Origin of the sequence: Enterobacter sp. JBIWA003, from assembly GCF_019968825.1 — a bacterium.
Classification (GTDB): Bacteria; Pseudomonadota; Gammaproteobacteria; order Enterobacterales; family Enterobacteriaceae; genus Enterobacter; species Enterobacter quasiroggenkampii.
In genome coordinates this window covers 98,342-116,363 of the sequence record NZ_CP074172.1, presented here as the reverse complement: position 1 = coordinate 116,363, position 18,022 = coordinate 98,342, and the positions used below count along the sequence as shown (strand labels likewise).

Below are 18,022 nucleotides of genomic sequence, written 5' to 3'. Positions count from 1 at the left end.
TTATGTTGCACGGAAGGAGCAAATGGCACAGAAACAGGTATTGCAGTTTTCTGAGCATAAAACTATACTCCCTGCATAGAGCAACAGCTTCTATACAGTTTAAGTAGGCCCCGTTAATCTTCTCTTAGTCGCCAAACCTGGTGAAGATTATCGGGGTTTTTGCTTTTCTGGCTCCGGGTAGACACCTCAACAGAACCAGTTCCCTGCCACCTTACGGCGTGGCTAACCAAAAATTCTTTAAACGATCAGTAATCTAGCACGCTTTGCATCAAAGTAAAGTCTTTACTTCAGTAACCCTTGAGCCTTTAATTCATTTTCAAGCAGTTTCTCAACAAACTGGGCCTGTGTAATACCCTCTCTGTCGCAGAGCTCAATCATGATATCTTTCAATGGATTACGTACAAAAACTTTAATTTCTTTATGCGTAATACGTTTTCTTGCAATCGCTGCCATTTGCTTTTCCGAAGCCGACATAGGACTTCCTTTGCGATAGGAGCGTTTATCTTGCGTTGAGGAAGTTACTGCATTTTCAGCCTGCGACATCTCTGCCCCCTCAAGGATCAAACAAGGATCATTTCGCAGAGGATACTACAGATTCCTGAAATCAGCGACTTACTTTATGAACGTAACCCGCGTTGGCGCACGGTTTACGTTTAACGATCGTTTCTTTGGGGTCAGTAGGTCTGTTTCCAGTCCGTTCCCTGTGCCCAGCGGGATGTCCAGTGCTTCAGGTAGCTGGCGGCGATAGCGGGGTCATCCCACACCACCAGGACGTTCTCCGAGTTCGAGCGGTCAGCAGCACGGCTAAAGTTAAAGGAGCCGACCTGGGTGTTGCGCCCGTCAGCGACGATCACTTTGTCATGGAGAATTTTGTAAGTACTGACTGTACGAACCGGAATGCCCGCACCAGCCAGAAGGTTCATCGCGGCCTTGCTCGCGTTATTGTTCTTTCCGGTATTGCCTTTCCAGTCCAGCACCACGGCCACATCCACACCGCGCCGTTTTGCCCGGACAAGCGCCCCGGATACCTCCGGAGAGGTGAAGGAATAGCCCATCAGCCTGATTTCATGCCGTGCAGACTCAATTGTCTTAATAACCAGCGGCAGTGCCGTTCCTTCCGGAGAAAAACCCGCCTCAATGACGGGAGCGGCCAGTGCCTGCGGGGTAACGCTCAGGGCGCAGCAGGCCAGGCCGGACAGCGCCAGCCTGCGTAGTGAGTTACGCATTAAATACCTCAGATTATCCGTTCAGAATGGTGTTCTTCAGAAACGCCGGAATCGGGGGAAACTTGCTTTTCCCCGATTGCCGGGGTTCGACAACGACGCCATGCGGAGGCGTCAGCGGTTCGTTGTTTGCGGCCTGTTCCGGCACTTTCTCGCCCGATGTTCTGCAAACCGTTTCCAGCGCAGACAGGGCGCTGATTCTGCAATATCACGCCACACCCTCTCCGCTAAACCAAATTGCCCGTCGAGTTCAAGCCTCACGGCATATTGCCCCCTGCGCCTGTGGCGCCAGATATTCGAATTCGGACTCATATCCTCTCTCCCGTCACGTTATTCCTGAACCAGTAGCAGACCGGGCCGTCGCAGTTATCATGGACTGACCCCAGGAACCAGCCATCATCGTCCGGCGGTTCGGGTATCCAGCCCCGCGCATCCGGTGCCTCATCAGTGAATCCGGCTGCAAAGGCCTCAGGTGCCTCATCCCGCATGGTCATTACAAAGCACGCCAGCCCGTGGGTTCTCAGCCAGTAACGAAGTTCTGCCGGAGTTTCACAACCGCTGCGGACCAGCGCAGGATGCGTCCAGTATCCATGTTCATCACGTTCTGCATCGACGGGAACAATCATTTTCCGCCCTCCCTGAGTTCAGCACGCTCATCCGCCGCATCCGTCCCTGAAAAGGACGTATCGTCATCACGTTGCTGATACGCCGCCACTTTCGCCAGAAACGCCTCACGGAAGCAGTTCACCGGAAGCCTGTCCATCGCAACGTCGCACATCACAAACGCCAGCCCGGTGATGATATACATCGAAGCCAGTCCGCCTGCCGTCCACCTGACAATGCTTTCAGGCGGACTTGCCCTGAGCTGTTCGACGATTTTCACTCCCGTTTCAGGCTCCAGCCAGGACAGGAGGAATGCTGTCATCAGAACCATTGCGGGCAAATACCGAAAACTCAGCGTCAGATAACGGCCGATACCGCGCCACCATTCCTGCCGCTGTCTACGGATAACGTCATCATCGAGCAGCACCTCACGGACCAGACGGGCCTTCTCGTGAAGTTTCATTCTGGCCACAATGTCGGACTTACCGTTACGAACAGCGATCATACGTGAGTCAGCAAGCAGGCAGACACGGTCATTATCCCGCGTATAGAGCGCAAGCCCCCCCCACGTCAGCACCATCAGCGTCATGAACCAGACAAAAAAACACGGAACGGACCAGGTACCAGGTGGCGAGAACACCGTAGTCAGCAATATCGCCACCGGCATGCTGTATGAGAAACAAAGCATCTGCTGAGCCGCACGAAGGCGTAAATAGCGGAAGAAAGTCATGATTTTCCTCCTTCCACCCACTCCGGATAGCCGCTGCCGGTATCACAGCGCAGCGTTTTTTTATCGACGCTGATGATATAGCCCGGCGAGTAATGCCTGTCGCCATCGCTGCAGCGCCTCTCCTCTTTCAGACTGTTTGCCTTTATAAGCTCAGCCAGAATCTGGCGCAGAAGCACGTTGGTCGTGATCTGCTCCGGCACTGCGGGAGGCTCAGCCAGAATCTTTTCAGGTACTCCTGAATCGACTTGTACAGGCCGTTCGAACGAACCAAACGTCAGACCGCTGAATAACAGACAGCCTGTGATAATCGCAGATACAGCGATTCGCTTATTTTTCATGTTATGTCCTTTTGTTTGATTGAAGTAACAGCAAAGACAGATCAGAGAACACTGACCAGAAAGCCAATACACAGCAGATGAAGGGCATACGCTGGCGCAAACCACCGTCCGGCCTGCAGGCGTCGTCCGGAAGCCGGCACCACCCCGTGCACGCAGAACAGCACCGTCAGCGTCAGTAACACCCCGGAGAGCATCATCGCGTCACCGTGACGGGTATTAAGCAGCGCAACCAGCAGCAGCCAGACAGCAAACAGGCCGGGACGCAGTATGTCCCGTACCTGCCAGACCGCCAGCGCGCCCGCCAGCATCACCAGACCGGGGATGCCATAGCTGGCGCTACTGAGCGGCAGATAGGCCAAAAGGGCTGCGACCGCCGCAATCCCATTACGCGCGGTCACGCCCTGCAGAAAACGCGCTGCCTGCATCACGACGGCAAAGGTGAACAGAATATTCAGCTGCCACCACATGAGTCCTGCCTCCCTGAAGGCCAGCCAGTAGCCGGGCTGCGCCAGCAGCGCCATCAGCCAAAGACGGTTCAGGGACGACTGACGCAGGGCGTGTCCGGCCAGATTGCAGCCGCTCACCAGCGCAAACAGCGGAAAGGCGCAGCGTCCCGCCATATTCAGGAGGGGGACGTCAGCCTGAAACGCCGTGGCAAGATGGTCCAGCACCATCGCCACAAAGGCCACCATCCTGATAACGTCACGCTGCAGCGGAGACAGCATCAGCAGTGCGATGCGGGACGGTACGGATACCGGTAACGTAACTCGCATCAGTCACCCCCCAGCGTTTTTTCAAGCTCAATGACTTTCTCCGGCAGGTTAATAACCCAGTCCCGCTCGGTGCGCAGCATCTGTTCGCGCACATGCTGGCGGATACCCCGACCGTCCGCCACCGCGTCACGAATGGCCTCTTCCAGCTCGCGTTCTCCCCGTGCAGTACCGTCACGCAGACGACGCTCCTCACCGGCAGACAACACGGGGTCGGGTCTGGCGCTCTCCTCACCCGGCGCCACCGGCAGCCGTTCCTGCCGGGCCTTTTCCGCCAGCTCCCGGGCCGCTTTTTCCTGTTCCTCTGCCAGTTTCTGCTGCTCATCCTGAGGCCGCGTGATGAGGTCTTCCGCTTTCGTCGCCGTTTCGGCGTCCGCCACGCTGCGCACCGTCCGGGCCACCCCGTCAGGCTCCGTGATACGCCCCCCGGTCAGCCGTACGGCATTCAGCAACCGTTCTTCGCCGTGCAGGCGTATCACCACCCCGCTCTCCGGGTTCTCCTGTGCCAGGCGCAGCGCCGTCTGTGCATCATCAGCAATCAGTGTCTGTCCGTTACGGCTGGCCTGCAGGCCGACGAACTGCGCATCCTCCCCGCCACGCAGCCTGGACGCATCACTGAGCACCACGCGCATCCCGTCATCCTCAATGCGGATTTCAGTCAGCAGCGCCCCGGCCTCCTGTCCGTGACGGGTCCACGCCGGCAGGGCCACATACGGTGTCGGGTACTTTTTACCTGCCGCGATAAAGCGGGCCATCGTTTCACCCTCAAGGCCGTTTTCGGCCAGAACCCTGCGCCCCAGCGCGGTTTTATCCAGTCGGGAGGCTGTGGCCAGCAGTCGGTTACCGGTGGCGGCATCCCGGTCACTCTCCTGGTGCAGCAGGTCGTGGGCCGTTTTTCCGGCATCAGACTGCTGAACCAGCTGCTGCCAGCGCGCCTGGTTGTCCGTATAGACCTGAACGTGCTCCTTCGCGCGTGACAGCGTCACGTAAAGCGATTCCATCGACGCCATCCTTCCCCGCCCCCCTTCCGAACCGGTCAGGGCAATGGCAAAGCGTTCACTGGCCCCCTGCACCCCATACACCGTCAGGGCGTACGCGAGGTCAATATGACGGTCCTCCGTCATGGCCTGCGGGTCGACAATCTTCTCCTCATCTCCCTGGCGGAAGCGGATTGCCCCTTCGTCAGTGAAACCTGCCACCTCCCACAGGCTGTTGGCCACATAGCCGCGGTCGGTGTCCGAGCGGGTAAAGCGCACCCGGTCCCCCTGACTGATTGTCAGGCTGCGGAGTGTGAAGAGGGAAATATCCTGCGACGTGTTCTGCTGGGGGGAAATCAGCACCGACTCCCCGTCGGCATTACGCAGCGTGACCACGGCGTCCTGCGTATTAACCTCCGCCACCGTCCAGTAGCGCTCGTTCATCATGGCCACGGCGCCGGTGTACTCCGCAAAGGTTTCAGCCGCACGCAGGGCGTTGTCAGGCACCCGCAGCGGCTCCAGGACGGTGAACGTGCGCTCTTGCGCACCCGTATCGCCTTTCTCATGCCGGGCGGCATGAATGGCATCATTGATGGCGTGACGGTCGGCGTTGAGTTCAGCCACAACCAGCGTCTGCTGCTGCGCCTCCGGGGTACGGCCCATCCAGTCATCCCGGATAGCTTCAATGATGTCGGTCCGCACCAGTGACAGCTGCTCAGCTGTCGGCGTCTGTTCACCGGCGGCAGGCGTGTCCTGCTCCTGGCCCTTTTTCGGCGCACGGATTTCCATGACGGAATTATCGGGCACCCATGCCCCTTCCTGACGCGGGACCTGCTGCGGGCTGACCTCATCCACCTGTCGCAGGGCGGTATCGACCTGACCTGCGATGATGCTTTCAATCGCCGGGCGCAGCGCCGGGGTCTGGCGAACAATCTCCTGCATCACCACCGTATCGATGGCGCTGCGCTGCTGCACCAGGCGGAACGGCAGACCTGTTGAGATGGCCTGCAGCTGCGCGTTGTCCCCGCTCGAGACCATCCGTCCGCCGCCTGCGGCAACCAGCTGATAAAGCTCTGCCATATCGCGGTTGCCCACCATCGAACTCTCATCGGTCAGGAACAGCACGTTACGGAAGTCGGGCGTTTCCCCGGCCTGAATGGCCAGCCGCGTTTCGCTCAGGAAGCCTGCCAGCGTGCGGGCCTCCACCCCGGCCTCACGCATCTCATGCACGGCCCGGTGCGTGGGGCCCAGGCCGATAACCTGCGGGCGCACGGATTCAGACAGGGTATTCAGGGCACCCATCACCGCCCGGAACTGGGTGGTTTTCCCCACCCCGGCATACCCCTGAATGGCCATAAAGCGGTCAGTGTTCTCAAGCACTGTCCGCGTGGCCTCCCGCTGGCCTGCCGTCAAACCGGCCAGCACTGAGGCAGGCGTCAGCGCCATCAGGGGCTGAACGGAGTCCTTACCCTCAGCAATATGACGGATGATGGTCTTTTCCATCTCATACGCCACGCGTGGAACCAGCACCCTGTTTCCCGCCCCGGCAACCGAATCCAGCTTAATCAGCGCGCCACTGTCCACCTGGCGGGCGATTTCAGCCCGGACTTCAGCCAGCGGCTGGCCGGATTTTACCGCCTCTCCCAGCAGGGTAAGTTCACTCAGATGCACCTTCCCCTGCTGCGCGCGCGGAATCGCCAGATTCACCGCCTGCTCCGCATCCGTCATCAGACGGTCACGGCTTGCCATTATGGCCGCGTCCAGATTTGCCTCACCGGTCGACTGGCGGACCTGGTCACTGGCCAGCCGCACGGCAGACACGCTCTCCACCTTGCGCGCCGCCTGCTCAGGCGCAAGCGGCGTATAAATCCGGATGTCGCTGCCGCTCTGCGCCAGCGCGTTCAGGGTCTGTTTATTCAGGCCTCGCGGACCGACTGCGGCCAGTACCGTGCGCGCCGCGCTGGTACCCGCCCCGGTCCCTTCCACATAATCATGAGCCAGTTTCACGGCCCGTTCCGTGGGCAGGCGCAGCTCACGGTCGCCGCTGCGCAGCCGCACCGCGCCATTTTCCAGCCCCGCCACGGTGAACTGCTCTTTCGCCCTGATGGCTCCCTTCAGCTCTCTCCCCAGCGCCCTGACGCGGTCCCCTTCTGAAATATCCAGCGTCCTGCTGCGGTAAAGGCTCCAGCTGCCGTCAACCTGCGTGACCTTCAGGGTCTGGCGACGGCCGTCTTCTGCCTGCAGTACCAGGCTGTTGGTGGCCTCAGCCACCCGGTCAATGGTGTGCCGCGTCATCCTTTTCTTCTCAGCGTCCCACTGCTCCATCACCATCCCTGGCCGATAGTTATCGCGCTGATGACGGGTTTTGCCGTCCAGCCACACCGGCTCCAGTACCCGGAGTGTCACCTGTTCCCGACCCAGCTCACCCGCATCACGCCGCCTGTCCCGGATAACCTCCGTCAGCTGCTGCTGTTCCCGGGCACCGGTCACCTGTGCCACGACATCCCGCCCTTCCGCTGACAGGCGCACATACTCCTGCGCCAGCTGGCCGTAGCGGATACGCTTGTCCGCCTCGCTGACCAGACGTACTTCCGGCAGCTGCGTACCGTAAAACCGGTACTGTGGTACGTCAGCCTCTTTCAGAACGGACAGCCCGTTACCCGTTCCCTGCCGGTTCTCCGTATCCATGAATACCAGCTGCGCCCCGGCGCTGAGCGCCTTTTCCTGCAGCAGTAAGGTTTCTTTCAGCGACAGCCTCTCGGCACGGTCAACAATAACCGTCCCCTGCACCGGCAGTACGGTGTCAGCCTTCATCTGCGAGCGCAGCATGACATGGCCTGCCAGATGCGGGCTTTCTGACAGGAACTCACCGCTGCGGCCGTCAGCGGCAACGACAATCACCTCACGGCCCTGCGCGCGGGCCATCATCGCCACGTCTTCCGTGCGCTCACGGATGGCCTGCGCACCGCCGCGACCGCTGAGAATGGCCACCGGACTTTTGTCCTGCGCCAGTACCGATACGACATCACTGGACGGCATATCGCGCGCTTTTGACCGTTCAGGAAAGACCAGCACGGCCTGCTCCCGGACAGCCGTACGCGCCAGCTGATGGACGCTCAGCTCATTGAGGAGATGAATATCAGACGTGAAAATGCCCTTCTCCCGGTCGAGCGGGATAAGGCGCTGCCCTTCAATCGCGGCATCGATGCCCGCACGGGCCTGCTCAAAGAGTCCCTTTGCCGACGGCAGGCGGTTTACGGTACCAGCCAGGATTTCAGACCAGGTAAACTGCACCTTTTTCTCCGACAGCGCTGAAATGGTGTCGCTGACCGCCTGCTGAACGTCAGCATCGGCAATTTTTCCGGAAGACATGGCTGTCTGCACACCCGGATCATGGCTGACTGCAGGCTCTCCGGCAGCCGGTACGGGTGACTGCGTGCGCGCACCCGCCTGGCGGATATAGTTGTCGATATCGAATTTTTCATCGGTCAGCCGCCGGCGCCATTCCGCTTTGAGATGTTCAGGATCGGCCCAGGCTTTGGCCTGACGGGTATCAAGCGCGGCAACGTCGCGGGATTTTGCTGATGCATCCGGCCCGGCTGCCTCACTGATTGCCTGGCTGCGCGTTGAGAAGGGCTCAACAGGCACATCCTTAAGCTCCCACAGACCATGTTTACCCGCCGCCACCGTTTCGAATCCCATCGATTCAATGTCCTGACGCAGGGCAGTCCGGTACAGATTCCCCAGCGCTATCTTGGTGGCATACAGATTTTCGGAAAATCCCGTTTTCATCAGGGTATCGCTGGCCAGAGACCGCCATTTCTCCCCGGCAAAGGTGGCATTGAGCACCAGTGCATGGGTGTGCAGCTGCGGATCCAGATCGCGGGAGGTATCGTGGTTATACAGAGCAGCCACCATATTTCCCGTCAGCACCGTTTCCGTTTTACCGTTTTCAGTCATGCGGGCGCTGACCAGCTGCTCCACTTCCGTCATCGCCACCGCGACGGCACGATTATGAGCCTCGATAAAGCGACGGTCTTCCCCGACCAGTGCCATAACAGAGACGCTTTTGGGGGCTGAAAAGGTCAGATCGTAGCCGCTGCGGTGTTTATTGACGCCATTGACCATCCTGGAGAGATCGGAGCCGTCAGGCAGCTTCCCCTGACGTATTGCATCCATATCGGCGTTAGCCACTTCCCCTTTCAGCCCGAGTTTTTCCGCGCCCTCACCCAGCCAGCGTGACTCAAGCGAACCGCTGGCATAGTAGTTATCTTCATTGCTGTAATAGGCGGCATCGCCCTTAATCGACGAAATGGAGAGCATCAGTAAATATCCCTGCCGTCATCTGAATCATGCGTTTTATCTGCCGCATGGTTGATGTTGACCTCTTCCCTGCGGGTCATATCGCGGGTCTGATGCTGTGACTGCTGCCAGCTTTCAAACGCTGCCTGGTCGATCACCTCACCATCAGTACTGACACCCGGTGGATTATCACGTGGCTTCAGATCCCGTTCGATATCCCGCTCTGTCCCTCCTGTTGATGTCTGATTTTCACCACCGGCAACCGTCGTGGTATCCACGCTTTCAGTATCCGCATCTGTGGGTACTCCCGCCGTCTGTAATGACGAATTATCAGGCTGGTTATTCGTACCTGCAGCAACGTCAGAATCCTCCGGAGGATTCGACCGATTATCTTCAGGGATCCCGTCCTTGAGTGCCTGATTTACAGAATTATCCTCACGGGCGAACAGCCCATCCATGCTACGGCGCTCCTCGTCGGTACGACGGAGCAGTTCGTTTTCAATCTGCTCATCCAGGCTGGTATGAACATCTCGCAGCAACAGAGCATCTGCGGATTTGGGCATCGCCTCATATTTCATGGTGAGCTTCACTACCGGGTAGTTACCCGGCAGAGTGACAAAGCACTGCAGGTCATTGAGGGACTGCACGTCGGAATAACTGACGATACTGACGCGCTCCTCCTCCTTCCCGAAGGAAATACCGTCACGCACCTGTTCATGACCAAAGCTTGTCTGCTCGCTGAATTTCAGCCTGCGTGTTTCCCCCAGGTCTTCCTCCACAAACTGTGCGATTTCCGCACTCGGTGAACGGAAGAAGAATTTCGTGTTCAGCAGGTCAAACAAACCTGCCGCGGCCTTCGGTCCATAGATTTCTTCCATCTGTGCGAAGTTCTGGAACCCCAGCACAAAGCATCCCCCAAATTTACGCGCCTCGGAAATAATCCGTGGCAGCGTCGGTAATTTGTGCAAAGAAGCCAGTTCGTCATAGAAAAACCAGACCCGGCGCTGACGGTTGGGGCCCATTGCCAGCAGGCTTGTGGCGGCAATACTGAGCCACATCGAGATCAGTGGCTTCAGCGACTCGTGGTTCTGTTCATCGGAGGTAATGAATAGCCAGCCGTTTTTCGATTTATCGGCCTGGCCCTTCATCCATTCCCTGATGGTGAATTTTTCACGTCCGGGTCTGTCGATCCCCTGCAGATAACGCAGTGATTTAACGTAGTTAGTCAGCACACTCCGGATGGAGATGGCGGTCTTCTCAATTTTGCCATCAACCAGCGTGGAAGCTGGCGTGCCGGCAAGAAACGTTCGCAGCTGATCGAGCTGAATAGCCAGCAGGGTACGCAGGAATTTGTTGTAGCTGCGATCCTTATCCTTACGCATACGCTCAGCACCTTCCGCAAATATGGTGCGTGCACTCCCCTGCCAGAACGGATCTTCGCCGCTGCTTGCCGGAATGAGCGTTGAACTCGTATTCTCCAGCTCGGAGATAGTGCGACACTCCTCCCACAGGTCCCAGTTTGGGCATCGGATATCCAGTGCGTTCAGGACTTCATCGCGGGACTCGTCGTAGAAGTCCTCAACGAACGTACAGCCCTTGTCGTAGATGATGACCAGGTCTCCCCTGTCGCGCAGCTGCTTCATAATCTTACGCATCAGGGTCGATTTACCGGTGGATACCGTACCGTGCATCGCCATATTCTGTATCTCAGAATCCAGCTTCAGTGGCAGAGCATCAATACGGATATCAGACGCTTCACCGCGCTTTTTCATCATCCGTGCCACATCTTTAGGCGAATCGCTAAGTACGCGTCCACCGATCACCTCATCCTCGCTCTGTTTACGGCCGGTACGCCCGAGGTACCAGTAAACAACCAGCGTGGCCACAAATGCGGTTAACAAGGCACTGCAGCCTGCAATCACCAGCTCCTGCTTAAGTAACTGTCCGCAATAAACGGTATATCCGTCGCTGAGGATCTGCCTGACGCTGTAGTGAAGATTCTGATCGTAATAGCGAATGGTATAGACAGGTTGTCTGACCATTTTTTCGGTAAACGGTGAAAGCACCCGAACAAACCAGTAAATAACGCCATTATTAAGATTCTGAATACTAATACGCATCAGCAGAACAGCCAGCGTCATCAGTACCGTACCCATAATGACGTAAAAGGAAATCAGGTTATTTATCTGCAGGAACATTTTCAGGCGCATGAAAGCGACCTGACCACCCTGCGTTAAATCGCGTGGATTCAGGCTCACAGACTCTCCTTGACAGTGTCAAATGATATGCAGGCGAACATGACTGACGTGCTTCAGCATGCAGCACGCTTTTTTGTGTCGCTTTTAGGTTTACAAGGTGTATGCTTGTATATAAAACAGATATACAGAGGTTTATAATGAAGACCGAAGCCAGAGAAGCCCCGATTAACATCCGGGCAAGAACTTCACAGCGTGATCTTATCGATATGGCGGCAAGCCTTGTCTCAAAATCACGAACTGACTTTATGCTGGACGCTGCCTGCCGAGAGGCTCAGGACATTCTCCTGGATCAGCGTTTGTTTATTCTCGATAACGCGCAATATGAATCGTTTATTGCCGAACTGGATGCACCTGTCACAGCGGAACGCCAGGCCCGCATTGACGATCTGATGGGCCACAAATCCCCATGGGAATAAGCGCACCAGAACCGCTCAACAGCGGACATAACATTGCTGATTTTTGCTGCACCGAACCGGGGCTGAATGAATGGTTAAAAAAGAAGGCACATAAAAATCACAGCACCGGCATTTCCCGCGTGTATGTTATTTGTGCGGAAAACAGTCATCGGGTTATCGGATATTATTGCTTATCGACCGGCAGTGTTCAGCGTAATACCGCTCCGGGCGCTTACAGACGCAACGCGCCGGAATCACTCCCCGTCATTGTTCTCGGCAGACTTGCCGTCGACCAGGCTTATTCCGGCCAGGGGCTTGGCGTTGCCTTGCTTAAGGACGCGGTATACCGGACTGAACACATCGCACTACAGGTCGGCGTTAAAGCACTGGTTGTTCATGCACTGAGTGAAGAGGTCAGTAGTTTCTATACCCGATTCGGCTTTGACGCTTCAGTCGTTCACCCGTTAACGCTGCTGTATCCGGTTAAACTTTAAAAACCTGATGAGGTGGCACGAGGCCACCTTCACTCTGTTACAGAATATTCGCCACCGACTTCGCCAGTTGATCTTCAAGAGCAGGCCTGGCCTCTTCAAACTTCAGGTTAACGTAAGCGTCACATCCAGACCGTATTGACGCTTATGCAGATGTGAGATCGGTTTTCCACGGCAGCAGGTCGCGCAGCCGGTTTACCGGCCAGTCCTGGATATGTCCCAGGACATAGCGCAGCCACGCCTCCGGCTCCACACCATTCAGCCGGCAGGTGCCGATCAGCGAGTACAGGATCGCAGCACGTTCACCGCCCGCGTCTGAACCCGCGAACAGCCAGTTCTTCCGGCCCAGGGCTACGCCACGTAGTGCGTTCTCCGCGATGTTGTTGTCGATCTCCGCCCACCCGTTGCTGCAGTACAGGTTTAACGCGTCCCACTGCTTCAGCAGGTAGGCGAACGCCTTCGCCGTATCCGAGTGGCGCGACAGCACCTTCATCTGTTCCTGTATCCAGTCATACAACGACTGCATCCGCGGTATGGCTTTGGCTTTTCTGGTCGCCAGCCTTTCCTCTGCCGGACTGCCGCGTATCTCCGCCTCGATGGCGTACAGTTCGCCGATGCGCCTCAGTGCTTCGGTTGTGATATCTGTTGGGAGGCGGACGTGGACGTCGTGGATTTTTCGGCGGGCGTGTGCCATACACGCCGCTTCGGTGATGCGGCCGTCTTCGTACAGCGCGTTGTAGCCACCGTACGCGTCCGCCTGCAGGATACCGCTGTACCCGGCAAGATGTTGCTGTGGATGCACGCCTTTCCGGTCCGGCGAGTACGCGAACCATACCGCCGGTGGAAGTTGTGACCCCGCGTTACGGTCATCCCGGACGTAGACCCACAGCCGGGCCGTGCGGGTTTTGCCGCTGCCCGGCTCCTGCACCGGCACAGGGATATCGTCGGTATGCACCTTACCCGGCATCAGCACGTACTGGCGAAGCAGGTCGTACAGCGGCTCCATCAGTTCGCTGACCGCGCCGGACCAGCGCCCCAGCGTGGCACGACTCAGTTCAACACCCTGACGACGGTATATCTCTGACTGACGATAGTGAGGCACATGTTCGGCGAACTTCGCCGTGACGATGCGCGCCAGCAGGCCGGGCCCCGCATAGCTGCGCTCAATGGGTTTTGAAGGCATGGGTGTCTGAACGATGTGGTCGCAGCTGCAGCAGGCCAGCTTCGGCCGCTGCGTTTCGATAACCTTAAAGGCGCTGCTGATAAGCTCGAGCTGCTCCGATACGTCGCAGCCCAGCGCAGTGAGCTCGCCACCGCATTCCGGACAGGCGGTTTCTGCCGGCGACAGCGTGCGGGTTTCCCGGGGAAGCGATGCCGGCAGCGGTTTGCGAGAGGAAGACTGGCGCAGCGGCTGGGGCAGTACCGGGTCATGCTGCTCTCCCAGCACCTCCGCCATCTCCTCCTGCAGGGCGCTGATGCGCTCCTCTGCCTCGCGCACCTGGCGCTGCGTTTTCTCACGCAGCTTTTCGGAGCTTTTGCCGAACTGCATCCGCTGCAGCTTAGCGACCAGCGCCTTCAGCCGGTTAATTTCGCTGGCGTACGCCGCCACCCGCTGTGAGAGCAGGCGGTTATACTCCGCCATTTTGCGGATGGTGGTCTGCTGCTCCTGCAGCAGCGCCCTGAGCCGGGCGTTTTCATCAGGGTATGAGGTCTCCATAACCCCACTTTACAGCAGGTTACAGGCGTATTCCAGGGCGTTCCGTTCGCTGCGGATGCTTCCAGTTAATGCCTTCCAGCAGCATGGACAGCTGCGCCGGCGTCAGGTGGATTTTGCCGTCGCGGGTCACCGGCCAGACGAAGCGCCCCCGTTCCAGGCGTTTGGTGAACAGGCACAGGCCGTCCCGGTCCGCCCACAGCACCTTTATCATGTCGCCGCGACGCCCCCGGAAGATGAACAGATGCCCGCTGAAGGGGTCATCCCGTAACGTGTTCTGCACTCTGGAAGCAAGGCCATTGAAGCCGTTGCGCATGTCCGTCACGCCGGCGACCAGCCAGATGCGGGAGCCCGCAGGGAGTGATATCACCGGCATCCTCCCTGCATTTCCCGGATAAGCATCTGCAGCAGCTCTGGCGTCAGCTTTCCACTAATACGCAGCGTACCGGCGGGCAGAACCAGTTCGCAGCAGGGAGACTCTTCCGCAGAGGGTGTCAGCGGGCTGACCTGCCTTTCGGTAGCGGTCAGCGTCACGGGGAGCAGTGCTGGCGTGCTGGCCGGAGTCCCTGACAGCTCCTGCTGATAACGACGTCGCCAGTTGAACAGGAGATTGTCGTTAATGTTATTTTCACGGGCCAGCTGTGCCACGCTGACGCCGGGCTGCATCGACTGCGCCACCAGTGCGATTTTGAAGTCGCGGGGGAAGTTGGGACGTCGTGGTCGTTTGCGGGCGACAGGGATTTCGCAGAGCGCAGGGACTACGGGAAGAATGGACGATTTTCGGGAGTTCTGCCGGTAAAGGCGTTTATCCAGGTTTTTTGCGTTGATCCGTGGCGGCAAAGGCCAGGAGAGACCGGCTTTCCTGAAGCGAACAAAGAGATCGCAGGCCGTGGTTTTGGGGATGCCTAACCGGCGTCCGGCCTCAATGCGCGGCAGTTTTTCTTCAAAGTGGAGGCGAAGTACCTCGAGAAGCCATGTCCGGTGTTTCAAGCGATAGTGTCCATTAAAATGATCTGCGCCCCAGATCTTGGACAACTTATGCAGCCTGACTCAATCGATATTGTACCGGACTAAGACCGCCAAGTTTTTCCTTTATCCTCAATTGGTTATAATAATCAATGTAATCGATAATGTCTCGCTTTAAGTCATCCACATTTTTATATTCATTGAGGTAATAACATTCTGATTTCAATGTTCCAAAAAAACTCTCTATCACTGCATTATCAAGGCAATTTCCCCGACGAGACATACTCTGGGCGATGCCACTATCTTTTAACCATCGTTGCCAGCGTGACATCTGATATTGCCAGCCTTGATCGCTGTGCAATATTGGGTGTTCGTCTTTCGGCAACTGTTTCAGCGCATCCGTGAGCATAGTCTGCACCATTGAAGGTAGAGGGCGGTTAGCGAGGTTATAAGCAATGATTTCGCCATTATAAAGATCCATGATGGGCGACAAATACAGCTTTTTGCCATTCACTTTAAACTCAGTGACATCTGTGACCCACTTCTCGTTGGGGCGTTCTGCGTCAAACTGGCGTTTCAGGAGATTATCGCAAATTCGTCCTTGTTCTCCTTTATATGAACGGTACTTTTTGACGCGAATCAGGCTGCTAATACCCAGTTCCTTCATGAGTTTTCTAACGGTTTTGCCATTAAGTAAAACCCCCTCGTTACGACATGCCAGCCTGATGCGTCTGTAACCATAGCGACCTTTGTGCTGGTGATAAATTTTCAGCACAAGCGCTCTGGCAGACTGGTATCGGTCCGGAGCCGCAAGACGTTTTACATGATAGTAAAATGTACTCCGGGGCAGCCCAGCAACGATTAACAATCGGGACAATGGCCATTCCTGCCTTAGTTCACTTACAATGCTCACTTTTTCCTGGGCGCTGAGCATGTTTTCTGCTGAACCAAGGCCTTCAGCTTTTTTAAGTAGGCATTCTCGACCCTGAGTTGTTCAAGTTCCTCTCGCTCAACATCGGTTAATGCTGGCTGTGGTGGGACTGGCGTGATGCTTTTATCTGGCACTGGGATGATCTTTTGATTTTTTCGGGTGAAAGCATCCTCGCCATGTTTTCTATATTTTTCAAGCCAGGTACATACAGTACCAAAGGCTGGTATCCCATGTTTTACCGCAGTTTCACGAACAGAGAAGCCATCATCCACAACTTCTTTTACTACCATAAGTTTGAAATCAGCAGAGTAGCGTCCCTTTTTACCCGTAAGCACACCGATCCCATGCTCCCGGTAGGCATAAGCCCATTTTCTTACCGTGCAAGGGCTTATGTCGTACATCCTGGCTACAGATTTCAGACTCAACTCATCTTCCAGATACTTCTCTGACACTTCCTTTTTGAATTCCAATGAAAATTTTGCCATGCGCCCTCAGTTTTTGATCTGGTGTCTAACTTTTGGGGCGCACTACAAAATGATGGACACTATTTTCCCGGAACCGGAGCCTGCTGCACAGACGGTCTAATTGTGACGCTTACGCAGATTTCACTTACGGTTCCGTACATTATTAATTTCCTGTTGAGTATTTTTGTATCAGAGCGGGGCGGCTCTGCCGCCCCGTCGGTTAATCAGTCGAGCGCGGCGTAAATGGCGCAGCATTCGGGATGAAAGGCGATGTGATTCCAGAGCTGGGTATCACGCAGCATATAAAGACGGGTAAGCGCGACATTTCCGCAGTCGTGATGCGTCCAGCAACGGCGGTTAATGGCAAGCGAGGTCAGAATAATGCCCGCTGCATCAGCACTTACCGTTTGATCGAACCAGTTTTCGCCGTTGACGAGATGTACCCGCCCGCAGTCGGGCATCATGTACCCGCCGCCGTCCGGCAGACGGATGAAATGCCATAAACCGCCGCTGTATTCCGGCATCCACTTTTTCGCCAGCGCGTACACCTGCAATTCAGCCAGCATAAAATCGTTGCCGAAAAGGTACGGCAGAAAGGACAGACGGTCGGACTCCTCAACGTTCAGGACGGGCTGTGATTTCACATACTGCATGGTTAAACCTCCGGATTATCATGTTCTGCGACACCGGGCGGTGCCGTGCAGACATCCCGGTCGGGCGATCGGTCGTGGATACCAGGGCGCAAGGGAAGCCGCAGCCTGACGCACACGGCAGACGCGAGCTGGAGGGTGAGACCGTGAAACCTGAGCGGTCGAACGACCGGAAGATCGCGGCTGACGTGAAGGAAGGACCGGGTGACCGCTGCGGCGTCAGCGAACCCTTGTATCCACGACAGCCCGACTACGATGGATGCACGGCACAGCCCGCACACGACACCGGACTGACAGAGTGGAAAACCACCAGGCCACGTCACACCGGGACGGGGCCGCCATAAAAGCGGAGCCGGCGACAACCTTATCCTTCCGGGTTGCTTCAGGGGACCGCAGCCCCCTTCTGTTCGCTACACTGACCGGATTGCAGACAGCGCATTACAGACAAGACTGATTTCTGCACGCGCGTCTGCCATGACCTCATGTAACAGCGTTAAATCCATCCACCGGCGCGGAGGCTCACCGGGAATACGCAGCACATCGCATATCTGGCCACATGCCAGGATGTGATCCACTTTGTCACTGATAACAAAGCACTCCACGGAACTGTAACGCGCCCCTTTGTTCAGGATGGCATCGAGCACCACCGGCAACTTTTCGTCATTTTCATCAAGCCAGCAGGGCATATCGTTTTCCTTTACCACCAGGCGGAAATTTCGTGTCTGGCGGTAAAACAGCGTATCCCCCCGCGTGGTCAGCGCCGCCTTTATCCGGCGCGCATCTTCCAGTACCTGCCGGGAGATATCCCGCACGGCGCGGGACAGGCAATCCGTTACCGCCTTTATCTCCGGCTCCGTCAGCCATTCCCCGGCCCAGGGGAAAGCTATCTGCGTTCCGTCCTCCGGAAGCTGCGGCGAGTCGGCATAGCGGCTGCCGGATAAAATAATCTGCGCTGGCGTCCCGGCTATTTTTGTCATGGCACTTTGCAGCTCTGCGGGTACTTCACCGGTACAAAGCAACGGCAGCAGATGAACAATATTTGCCGCATCCAGACGGACATAAATGCTTATCCATCCCGGTTTATTGACCGGATCACGCTGATCAACATCGGTATGGTCAGGCCATCCATAATCAGCAATCAAATCGCGCGCACGGCGCATCACAAGGGCGTTTAAGGTGGTTACTTCCTGCATAATGAGTTCCTTCTGAA

The 18,022-nt window shown here is 56.8% G+C and carries 16 protein-coding genes and 1 pseudogene; 3 read left to right on the top strand and 14 right to left on the bottom strand.

What is annotated here, in order from left to right:
• Positions 1-116: 116 nt before the first annotated feature.
• A pseudogene (locus tag KGP25_RS26825) lies at positions 117-226 on the top strand (replication protein RepA).
• 56 nt (positions 227-282) lie between these two features.
• Here KGP25_RS26825 and KGP25_RS26200 read toward each other — a convergent pair.
• The 8 genes from KGP25_RS26200 to traD all read right to left on the bottom strand — a co-directional run bounded on the left by KGP25_RS26200 (position 283) and on the right by traD (position 11,201).
• Positions 283-543: a replication regulatory protein RepA gene (locus KGP25_RS26200; protein WP_223540757.1), complete on the bottom strand. Its 261-nt coding sequence runs from the start codon at positions 541-543 to the stop codon at positions 283-285.
• 131 nt (positions 544-674) lie between these two features.
• Complete coding sequence (locus KGP25_RS26195) at positions 675-1,226, bottom strand: phospholipase D family protein (protein WP_223540756.1); 552 nt, start codon at positions 1,224-1,226, stop codon at positions 675-677.
• A gap of 305 nt (positions 1,227-1,531) precedes the next feature.
• Positions 1,532-1,849 carry a hypothetical protein gene (locus tag KGP25_RS26190; RefSeq protein WP_223540755.1) on the bottom strand — a complete coding sequence of 106 codons (318 nt, stop codon included), beginning with the start codon at positions 1,847-1,849 and terminating at the stop codon, positions 1,532-1,534.
• The gene (locus tag KGP25_RS26185; protein ID WP_223540754.1) at positions 1,846-2,556 is read right to left on the bottom strand and encodes a hypothetical protein; all 711 of its coding nucleotides are present in this window, start codon (positions 2,554-2,556) and stop codon (positions 1,846-1,848) included. Before KGP25_RS26185 ends, KGP25_RS26190 begins: the two co-directional genes overlap by 4 nt.
• Positions 2,553-2,894 carry a hypothetical protein gene (locus KGP25_RS26180; protein ID WP_223540753.1) on the bottom strand — a complete coding sequence of 114 codons (342 nt, stop codon included), beginning with the start codon at positions 2,892-2,894 and terminating at the stop codon, positions 2,553-2,555. Before KGP25_RS26180 ends, KGP25_RS26185 begins: the two co-directional genes overlap by 4 nt.
• Positions 2,895-2,935: 41 nt before the next feature.
• Complete coding sequence (gene traX / locus KGP25_RS26175) at positions 2,936-3,667, bottom strand: type-F conjugative transfer system pilin acetylase TraX (protein ID WP_223540752.1); 732 nt, start codon at positions 3,665-3,667, stop codon at positions 2,936-2,938.
• A complete protein-coding gene (gene traI, locus KGP25_RS26170; protein ID WP_223540751.1) occupies positions 3,667-8,964 on the bottom strand; it encodes a conjugative transfer relaxase/helicase TraI in 5,298 nt (1,765 codons plus the stop codon). The genes traX and traI overlap by 1 nt, the downstream gene beginning before the upstream one ends.
• Positions 8,964-11,201 (bottom strand): type IV conjugative transfer system coupling protein TraD, encoded by a 2,238-nt coding sequence (gene traD / locus KGP25_RS26165; RefSeq protein ID WP_223540750.1) that lies wholly within the window; start codon positions 11,199-11,201, stop codon positions 8,964-8,966. The genes traI and traD overlap by 1 nt, the downstream gene beginning before the upstream one ends.
• Before the next feature lie 137 nt (positions 11,202-11,338).
• Between traD and KGP25_RS26160 the strand changes: the two genes are divergently transcribed.
• Positions 11,339-11,617, top strand: coding sequence for a DUF1778 domain-containing protein (locus KGP25_RS26160; RefSeq protein ID WP_223540749.1), 279 nt, complete (start codon positions 11,339-11,341; stop codon positions 11,615-11,617).
• Positions 11,608-12,090, top strand: coding sequence for a GNAT family N-acetyltransferase (locus tag KGP25_RS26155; protein WP_223540748.1), 483 nt, complete (start codon positions 11,608-11,610; stop codon positions 12,088-12,090). Before KGP25_RS26160 ends, KGP25_RS26155 begins: the two co-directional genes overlap by 10 nt.
• Positions 12,091-12,232: 142 nt before the next feature.
• Here KGP25_RS26155 and KGP25_RS26145 read toward each other — a convergent pair whose 3' ends face one another.
• The 6 genes from KGP25_RS26145 to KGP25_RS26120 form a co-directional block, all read right to left on the bottom strand.
• Positions 12,233-13,804, bottom strand: a complete 1,572-nt coding sequence (locus tag KGP25_RS26145) for an IS66 family transposase (protein WP_223540620.1) — start codon at positions 13,802-13,804, stop codon at positions 12,233-12,235.
• A 19-nt stretch (positions 13,805-13,823) separates the two neighbouring features.
• Complete coding sequence (gene tnpB, locus KGP25_RS26140; RefSeq protein WP_143345776.1) at positions 13,824-14,171, bottom strand: IS66 family insertion sequence element accessory protein TnpB; 348 nt, start codon at positions 14,169-14,171, stop codon at positions 13,824-13,826.
• Entirely contained in the window at positions 14,168-14,791 is a 624-nt protein-coding gene (gene tnpA, locus KGP25_RS26135; RefSeq protein WP_143345831.1) for an IS66-like element accessory protein TnpA, read from the bottom strand. Before tnpA ends, tnpB begins: the two co-directional genes overlap by 4 nt.
• Positions 14,792-14,837: 46 nt before the next feature.
• Positions 14,838-16,183, bottom strand: a protein-coding gene (locus tag KGP25_RS26130; RefSeq protein WP_123060779.1) for an IS3 family transposase whose coding sequence is annotated in 2 segments (ribosomal slippage) — positions 14,838-15,698 and positions 15,701-16,183 — 1,344 coding nt in all. Because the reading frame shifts where the segments join, the coding sequence is not laid out codon by codon here.
• Between the two features lie 203 nt (positions 16,184-16,386).
• Positions 16,387-16,815: an antirestriction protein gene (locus KGP25_RS26125; protein WP_223540747.1), complete on the bottom strand. Its 429-nt coding sequence runs from the start codon at positions 16,813-16,815 to the stop codon at positions 16,387-16,389.
• A 407-nt stretch (positions 16,816-17,222) separates the two neighbouring features.
• A complete protein-coding gene (locus KGP25_RS26120) occupies positions 17,223-18,005 on the bottom strand; it encodes a hypothetical protein (protein ID WP_223540746.1) in 783 nt (260 codons plus the stop codon).
• Between the last annotated feature and the right edge of the window lie 17 nt (positions 18,006-18,022).

What these genes read in the sequence shown, in the direction of transcription:
- KGP25_RS26185 (WP_223540754.1), bottom strand. Translation starts at nt 2,556, where the DNA reads ATGACTTTCTTCCGCTATTTACGCCTTCGTGCGGCTCAGCAGATGCTT.
- KGP25_RS26125 (WP_223540747.1), bottom strand. Translation starts at nt 16,815, where the DNA reads ATGCAGTATGTGAAATCACAGCCCGTCCTGAACGTTGAGGAGTCCGAC.
- KGP25_RS26145 (WP_223540620.1), bottom strand. Translation starts at nt 13,804, where the DNA reads ATGGAGACCTCATACCCTGATGAAAACGCCCGGCTCAGGGCGCTGCTG.
- KGP25_RS26180 (WP_223540753.1), bottom strand. Translation starts at nt 2,894, where the DNA reads ATGAAAAATAAGCGAATCGCTGTATCTGCGATTATCACAGGCTGTCTG.
- KGP25_RS26200 (WP_223540757.1), bottom strand. Translation starts at nt 543, where the DNA reads ATGTCGCAGGCTGAAAATGCAGTAACTTCCTCAACGCAAGATAAACGC.
- traI (WP_223540751.1), bottom strand. Translation starts at nt 8,964, where the DNA reads ATGCTCTCCATTTCGTCGATTAAGGGCGATGCCGCCTATTACAGCAAT.
- KGP25_RS26120 (WP_223540746.1), bottom strand. Translation starts at nt 18,005, where the DNA reads ATGCAGGAAGTAACCACCTTAAACGCCCTTGTGATGCGCCGTGCGCGC.
- traX (WP_223540752.1), bottom strand. Translation starts at nt 3,667, where the DNA reads ATGCGAGTTACGTTACCGGTATCCGTACCGTCCCGCATCGCACTGCTG.
- KGP25_RS26195 (WP_223540756.1), bottom strand. Translation starts at nt 1,226, where the DNA reads ATGCGTAACTCACTACGCAGGCTGGCGCTGTCCGGCCTGGCCTGCTGC.
- KGP25_RS26190 (WP_223540755.1), bottom strand. Translation starts at nt 1,849, where the DNA reads ATGATTGTTCCCGTCGATGCAGAACGTGATGAACATGGATACTGGACG.
- KGP25_RS26160 (WP_223540749.1), top strand. Translation starts at nt 11,339, where the DNA reads ATGAAGACCGAAGCCAGAGAAGCCCCGATTAACATCCGGGCAAGAACT.
- KGP25_RS26155 (WP_223540748.1), top strand. Translation starts at nt 11,608, where the DNA reads ATGGGAATAAGCGCACCAGAACCGCTCAACAGCGGACATAACATTGCT.